This window comes from Roseiarcus sp., from assembly GCF_052145395.1.
Classification (GTDB): Bacteria; Pseudomonadota; Alphaproteobacteria; order Rhizobiales; family Beijerinckiaceae; genus Roseiarcus.
On record NZ_JBKQOT010000012.1, the window covers coordinates 1 to 7,449 of the forward strand.

The 7,449-nt window shown below is 66.7% G+C and carries 5 protein-coding genes and 1 pseudogene; 3 read left to right on the top strand and 3 right to left on the bottom strand.

Translation table 11 applies throughout. The annotated features are described in order from the left end of the window. Positions 1-190: 190 nt before the first annotated feature. Positions 191-2,383, bottom strand: coding sequence for an FAD-dependent oxidoreductase (locus ACLP25_RS00420; protein ID WP_442467278.1), 2,193 nt, complete (start codon positions 2,381-2,383; stop codon positions 191-193). Positions 2,384-2,663: 280 nt separating this feature from the next. On the opposite strand from ACLP25_RS00420, the gene ACLP25_RS00425 reads away from it, so the two are divergent. Together ACLP25_RS00425 and ACLP25_RS00430 are read left to right on the top strand one after the other, a co-directional pair. Beyond that, on the top strand, positions 2,664-3,140 hold the full coding sequence (locus ACLP25_RS00425) for a hypothetical protein (RefSeq protein ID WP_442467279.1): 477 nt from the start codon (positions 2,664-2,666) through the stop codon (positions 3,138-3,140). Between the two features lie 119 nt (positions 3,141-3,259). Then, positions 3,260-4,243 (top strand): bifunctional helix-turn-helix transcriptional regulator/GNAT family N-acetyltransferase, encoded by a 984-nt coding sequence (locus tag ACLP25_RS00430; protein WP_442467280.1) that lies wholly within the window; start codon positions 3,260-3,262, stop codon positions 4,241-4,243. Positions 4,244-4,307: 64 nt separating this feature from the next. Here ACLP25_RS00430 and ACLP25_RS00435 read toward each other — a convergent pair whose 3' ends face one another. Further along, positions 4,308-4,544 (bottom strand): hypothetical protein, encoded by a 237-nt coding sequence (locus tag ACLP25_RS00435; protein WP_442467281.1) that lies wholly within the window; start codon positions 4,542-4,544, stop codon positions 4,308-4,310. 96 nt (positions 4,545-4,640) lie between these two features. Continuing rightward, positions 4,641-6,382, bottom strand: a pseudogene (locus tag ACLP25_RS00440) (NAD+ synthase). 300 nt (positions 6,383-6,682) lie between these two features. Here ACLP25_RS00440 and ACLP25_RS00445 point away from each other — a divergent pair. Continuing rightward, a partial coding sequence (locus ACLP25_RS00445; protein WP_442467282.1) for an SEFIR domain-containing protein occupies positions 6,683-7,449 on the top strand: 767 nt, incomplete at its 3' end.

Here is a 7,449-nt window from a genome sequence, read left to right on the forward strand (position 1 = left end):
GGCCGCGAGCCGGCCCTGGTCGATCTGCTCTTCAGCGACGTCGTAGGCGAGCTTGACCGTGTCGGTGATGACCTTGTCGGCCCGAGCCGACGGCTTGCCGCTGTTCCCGGCGGGGTCCGGGTCCGGGCGCTTCATCCGTTCCTTCTCGACCAATGCAGCCTCCTTCCGTTCCATTGCGAGGGACGCCAGTCTATGGATGATCGAAAGCCACGATGTCCTCGAGCGCCGGGGAACCGGCGATCGCGTGCGCGGCGAGGCGTCCGGACATCACCGCCGATTCGACGCACCCGTGATTGTATCCGCTGTCGGTCCAGTCGCCGGCGATAGTAAGGTTGTCATAGTTATTGTCGAGCGGGGAAATCCGATGCTCGACGCTCCCCGGGAGGCAGAGCGTATAGCGATCGGTTGGGTTCACGTTGGCGGTCCAGTACTGCGTCCTGAAACGAACTTTGCCGAGAGGCGCCGCTTGAGCCGGATCGTCAGCCGGATCTTGCTCGGCGGCGTCCGCAAGCAACTCCCACCGGAATTCGCCCCGGGCGTTCACGGCGTTCGGCCAGAGGTGACGGGCATGGCGCTCCAGAAACGCCACCGCGTTTCTCTGGACTGTGTCCGATCGCTCGGACCGGTACTCGTCGCTCGATATGCCGGTCGCGCGCGGCGAGTCCTCAAGAACACTGCAGAAGTAGGCGATCGTCCGCGGCGGCCAGCGCCAGTCCTCGGCAGGAACGAGGTGCCCCATATCGGACCACGTGTCGAACGGAGTGACGAAGGCGGAAAGGGTCACGGGCGGCGCCTCCCACCCCAGTTGCTGCAGGTCCTCGCGCAACCAGATCTGAAAGGCTTGGGTCGCCACAGTCTTGACGTTTGCGACCATCGCCCGCCAGCGCTTGTCTCTCGCGATAAAATCCTTGCAGACATGGGGGATGCTGCCGACGCCGACGCCGAGCACCACGAAATCGAAGTCGCGCACCACCATCAGCGTTCGGGAGCCGACGTTTCTGCGGTCCCAATGGGATTCGAAGTCCCACGCCTCGGCTTCGATCCGAGCGCCGTCCTCCAGTTGTCCGTAGTCCGGCGCGGACGGCCAGCAGGACGCCCCCTTGACGTCGATCAAGGGCTCATACTCGCTTCCATCGCGAGTCCTGGCTTGAACGCTGAACTCGAGAGCCGTCACGTAAGGCCGCTCGCCGGGCGCCATCTCCTCAGGACGCGAAAGCTCGACATTTTCGAGCCGGTGAAAGTACTCAAATTTGACCCCGCGATTTCGCAGCACCCGGTAGAACGGCGCGAAGATGACGTCCCCCATGCCGGCGCGCATCTTCCAAAAGAGTGCGCCCCGATAGCCGAAGAACATCCGAAAACCGCCGCGCAGCGCTTCGCCCGCCGCAAGCCGGGGGCGACCCGGATCGCCATCCTCGTAAGCGAAGGCGAGGTCATACAGGCCGCGCAGGAAAGCCGAGTCGAGGGTGCGCTCGGAAGCGCCATTCAATCGCAGCCATTCCCGACAATCGTAACGGTTGATGGCGTCGAGTCCGAGAGGGTTCGAGAGCAGCCGAGCGCGGGTCACGCCGACGAGGATCGTCAGGACGAGATCGACAATCTCCCATCGGCGCCGAACGTCATCGTCCGTTGCGACGAACATTTCGATCTGGTCCCTGATGGCGGCCGCGACAGCGTCAAGCATGCGCAGAACGGGGCTCTCGGGAAACGGGATCGACTTCAGCGCAGTTTCAACCAACGCGAGCGCCTCGACAGTCGCGGCTGCGCCGGCCAGGACCCCGTAGCGCAGGAGAGCCGCCATGCGGCTCAGGATCGTGTCAGGCGAACCGTCGCCGGCTTCATCGTCCGGCGCATCGCGGACGCAGGGTTCGCCCTTCCGGGGCGCCCTTATCGTTTCGACGCCGAGCAAGAGCGTTCGCAGGAGCCCAGCGGCCCTGACGAGATAGTTCCTGAGGGTCAGAGGGTTGGGGGTCACCGGGTCGCCGGGCTCGCCGGGGCCCGGGGGGAATTGAGCCGCCCAGTGCGACCATGAGCCGTCGCGGGCCTCCTCGCTGATCCCGATGTGCGGGTCGGGGAAGAAAGCGTCGCGCCAATCCGAGAAGGCGCCCCCCGGCGCGACGGCCTTCAACTCGGCATAGCATTCGCGAACCAGCCGGAAGGCGTTTTCGTAGTAGCCGAGCCAGATGTGCAACCCATGTTCTTCGATGCGCCCCGCGGCGCCACGCCCTGACGCGCCCTTTCCGCCGAGACGCCAACCCATCTGGTAAACGGTGACCTGGTAGGCTCTCTTGTGCTCCGGCCGCGTGAGCTCGAACGCCGCTGAGATGGACGCGCAACCACCCCCGATGACCGCGACTCTGACCGGTCGTGGCGCCGCCTCCATCCGCAACTCCGCCTTTGGCCGCGGCGCAACCTAGCGCCTCGAGTTTGCGTGCGCGGCGCCAAGCAACATTACCCCTATCGGGTATTTCTGCAACGTCAACCGAATCGGCGCCCGCTTTTCCTGAATCTTGGGTATGATCGAGAAGCCGCCGCCGCGCTTCGACGAACAGCCGGGATCCGCCGCCCTTCGCCTTGACCAAGGTCAAGGACCGGCGTTCCTTTGGGCGCCTAGGCTTCGAACGGGCGCCGGCGGGCGGCGCCTCGATGACACGGGATTCCCAATGGTTGACGACGTCGAACTCGCGCGCGCCCTGCATGTCCTGTTTGTCGCCCACTGGATCGGCGGCGTCTCCTTCGTCACGCTCGTCGCCCTGCCGCTCGCCCGCGCCGCGCCCGACGCGCGCAAGGGCTGGGCGCTGTTCGAGTCGATCGAGAACCTTTTCTCCGCGCAGGTGCGCTGGACGATTCCCCTCGCCGGCGCGACCGGGCTGTGGATGACCTGGCGGCAGGAGCTGTGGCCGCGATTCGCCGATCCGTCGTTCTGGTGGATGGACGCGATGGTCGTCGTCTGGGCGCTGTTCATGATCGCCGTCTTCGTCATCGAGCCCTTCGCCCATCGGCGCCTGGAGGCGGAGGCGGCGCGCGATCCGGAGGGTCTCATGCGCCGCCTCTTTCGCGTCCATCTTGTTCTCATCGCCGCCGCAGCCCTGACCATCATCGGCGCGGTCGCCGGATCGCGCGGAGGCTTGTTTTCGTGAGCGCCGCTTCTCGGTCCATCCTTCGGCCGGGGCGTAGCGCAGTTCAGGCCTTCGGCGCCGTAGCGGCCATCGGCCGCAGGGCGCCTTGCGTTTCCTCAGTATCTGACTAAAGTCAGAGAATGGATTCCGAACAGGTCCGGCGGGTTCGCAGTTTCAACCGCACGGTGACCGAGACCGTGGGCGCGCTCGACCAAAGCTATCTGAAGCGCGGCCGCCCGCTCGGGGAGGCGCGGCTCCTTTACGAGATCGGCAAAGCGGGCGCCGAGGCGCGCGCGCTCCGGCGGCGGCTCGGTCTCGATTCCGGCTATCTCAGCCGCCTCCTCAGGTCTCTGGAACGGCAGGGCCTCGTCGCGGTCGAGCGCGCCGACGCCGACGCGCGCTTGCGCCGCGCGACGCTCACGCCGAAGGGCTTTTCGGAGGTCGCCGCCTACGACGACCTCTCCGACCGGCTGGCCGCATCGCTCCTCGATTCGCTCGACGAGGCCCGGCGCGCGCGCCTCGTCGCGGCGATGGGCGAGGTCGAGCGCCTGCTGCTTTCGGCCGCCGTCGTCCTCGAGATCGAGCCGCCGGCGAGCGCCGACGCGCGCTGGTGCCTCGAGCAGTATTTCCGCGAACTGGCCCACCGCTTCGTTGAGGGCTACGACCCTGCGAAGGACCTGACCGCGTCCGTCGAGAACCTGACGCCGCCGTTGGGCGTGTTTGTCCTGGCTCGGCTGAGGGGCGAGCCGGTCGGCTGCGGGGCGCTGAAACGGGTCGGCGCCGAGATCGGAGAGATCAAGCGCGTCTGGACGGCGCCGGCAGCGCGCGGTCTCGCCGTCGCCCGGCGTTTGCTGCATCGGCTGGAGGCGGAGGCCGCCGCGATGGGCTTCGCCGTGCTGCGCCTCGACACCAATAAGGCGCTGACCGAGGCGCATGCGCTCTATCTCAAGGCAGGCTATCGCGAGGTCGCGCGGTTCAACGACAACCCCTACGCGCAGCGCTGGTTCGAGAAGCGGCTCGGACAAACCGCCCCCTCGCCCCGCGAGAGCGGGGAGAGGGCCGGGGTGAGGGGCGGCGCAGACCCTTTCGGAAAAGGCGCAAAGCCCCTCGTCCGGCCACGATAGGGCGTCCGTCTCTCGACGGGCTACGGCGGCCGCTTCTCCCCGCTTCGCCGGGCGAAAGGACCTGTCAGAAGCCGAACAGCTCCTCGCGCAGCGCGTCCTCGTAAAGCTTCTTGCGATAGATGACCTCGCGCTGCGCCTTGTGCTCCTCGAAGCCCGCTTCTTCCCACGCGTCGAGATCGGCGGTCGAGTGGTCGACGACGGAAGCGAGCGCCTCCTCCTTGCGGATCGCGGCGATCCAGTCTTCCACCGCCTTCTTATAGTCCGCCTGCATCTGGTCGAGTTCGCTGGTGTCGCTGTCCATCGCTGTCCCTCCGTCGCCTCTCGATAGCCGACGCGCATGAAGGCGAGACGACGGACTGCCCCGCCTCTCGCGCGTTGCGCGAGACGGCCCTGCGCCTCACTCCTCGAATCGCTCGCTCGTTCCGGCCTGCCCACGCGGCGCGATCGCCGCGTCCGGCGGCTGGGCTGGCAGGCCGGTGTCGCGGAAGCGGTTGACGATCGGGTAGCGCCGGTCGCGGCCGAAATTCTTTGGCCCGACCTTGACGCCCGGCGCCGATTGCCGGCGCTTGTATTCGGCGAGATAGAGGAGCTTTTCGACTCGGCGCACCGTGTCCGGGTCGTAGCCCTCCGCGACGATGTCGGCGACCCGCATCTCCTTCTCGACCAGACGGTGGAGAATGCCGTCAAGAACGGGGTACGGCGGCAGAGAATCCTCGTCTTTCTGGTTCTCGCGCAGTTCCGCGCTCGGCGCCTTGGTGAGGATGTTCTCGGGGATCACCTCCCCGTCCGGCCCGAGCGCCCCGACCGGCTTCCAGCGGTTGCGGAGCGCGCCGAGGCGGAAGACTTCCATCTTGTAGAGGTCCTTGATCGGATTGAACCCGCCGTTCATGTCGCCGTAGAGCGTGGCGTAGCCGACCGACATTTCCGACTTGTTTCCGGTCGTGACCACCATCGCGCCCGACTTGTTGGAGATCGCCATCAGAATGACGCCGCGCGCCCGGCTCTGGATGTTCTCCTCCGTGATGTCCCGCCGACGTCCGGCGAACATTTTTGCCAGCGCATGCTCCACCCCCTCGACCGGCTCGGCGATCGGCACGATGTCGTGTCGCACCCCGAGCGCCTCGGCGCAGGCTGCGGCGTCGGAAAGCGACTCGTTCGAGGTGAAGCGGTAGGGCAGCATGACGGCGTGGACGCGTTCCGCCCCGAGCGCGTCGACCGCCATCGCGGCGCAGAGCGCCGAATCGACGCCGCCCGAAAGGCCGAGCACCACGCCGGGAAAGCGGTTGTTGTCGACATAGTCGCGCAGGCCCAGCACGCAGGCGGAATAGTCGGCCTCGTCGCCCTCCTCGACGACCTCCCTCGGGCCCTCGACGCATCTCCAGCCGTCTTCGCCGCGCTCCCACACGGTGCGGGCCACCATCGGGCGGAACGCCGGAAGCTGGACGGCGAGGCTGCGGTCGCTGTTCAGCGCGAAGGTGCGCCCTCGAAGACGACCTCGTCCTGGCCGCCGATCATGTTGACATAAAGGAGCGGCAGGCCGCTCTCGACCACGCGGTTGACCGCGACGTTCTGGCGGATCGCGAGCTTGTCGCGCTCGTAAGGGCTCGCGTTGGGGACGAGCAAAATCTCGCCTCCGGTCTCGAGGATGCATTCGACCGGGTCCGGACCCCAGATGTCCTCGCAGATGGGGACGCCGATTCGCACGCTGCGAAACACGATCGGCCCGGGCGAGGGGCCGGGGACGAACACGCGCTTCTCGTCGAACACGCCGTAGTTCGGCAGGTCGACCTTGAACCGCACCGCCTCGATCCGCCCGCCGTCGAGGAGCGCCATGGCGTTATGCAGCTTGCCCTTTTCGACCCACGGCAGGCCGATGAGAACCGCGGGGCCGCCGTCGGCCGTCTCGCGCGCGAGCGCCTCGCAGGCCGTGCGGCAGGCCTCCTGGAAGGCGGGCTTCAGCACCAGGTCCTCGGGCGGATAGCCGGAGAGAAAAAGCTCCGGCGTCATCACGATGTCCGCCCCGAAGCCGGCGGCTTCCGCGCGCGCTTTGCGCAGCCGCTCCGCATTGCCGGCGATGTCGCCGACGATGAACGGAATCTGCGCGAGCGCTATGACGAGGCGGTTCAAGGGTACGGGCATAACGCGAGTTTGCCCGAGGGGACGGGCGGTGGCAATCGGGCGCCGAGCGACTCCCGCCCCCCTTGTGGGGGCGGGCAGGGGTGGGGGCCGCGCCGACCGTCATCGCGAGGAGCGAAGCGACGTGGCGATCCAGGGGAACGTCGAGCGCCCTGCGTTCCGCTGGATCGCCGCGTCGGCCTTCGGCCTCCTCGCGATGACACCGTGGGGTTTCGCCCGTCACGCCATTCCCCTTTCCGTTTTTGGCTGTTAAGGTCTTTGCAGACTCATCGTCATGCGCGCGAACGGCGGAGCGGCATCGTCATGGTCGGCGGAAAAGTCTTTATCAGTTACAGCCATGACACGGCGGAGCATCAGCAGCGCGTGCTCGACTTTTCCAATTCGCTGCGTGCGACGGGAGTCGACGCCGAACTCGACCGCTATCACACCCGCCCGAAGCTTGGCTGGCCACGCTGGTGCGCAGAGCAGTTACGGCCGGACATATCGCGGTTCGTCATCGTTGTATGCACGCAAACCTATCGCGATCGCGTCGAAAACAAGGTCGAGGCCGACGAAGGTCGAGGTGTCTTCTGGGAAGGCGGAATCATCGCCCAATACCTCTATGACGAGAAAGGTAACGCCCGATTTATTCCGATCTTGCTTGCAGACGAACCGGAAACGTCGATACCCGACCCCCTGAAAGGTCACACGTTTTATCGCATGGGCGCGTTCAACTTGAGCGATCCCGGATTCGAGGCGCTGCTTCGTGAACTCCATAGTCGGCCGGCTGTAGAGAAACCGCCGGTGGGCGCGCCGCCGGATTTTTCGACGCCGAAGACCGCTGCCAATCGACCGCAACCTCTGCCGAAGCTGGACGTACAGACGAGTTTTTCGTCTCTGTTCGACATCGGCCGCATCGACCGCTACGCGCCGGCCGAACTCATCGGCCGCGAGGCGGAGACGAAGCGCATCGACGAGGCGTGGGCGAAGGCGGTCGCGGGCGAGGCGCATCCGCGGGTGCTCACCTTCGTCGCGCTCGGCGGCGAGGGGAAGACGGCGCTCGTCGCCAAATGGGCGATCGGGCAGTTGGA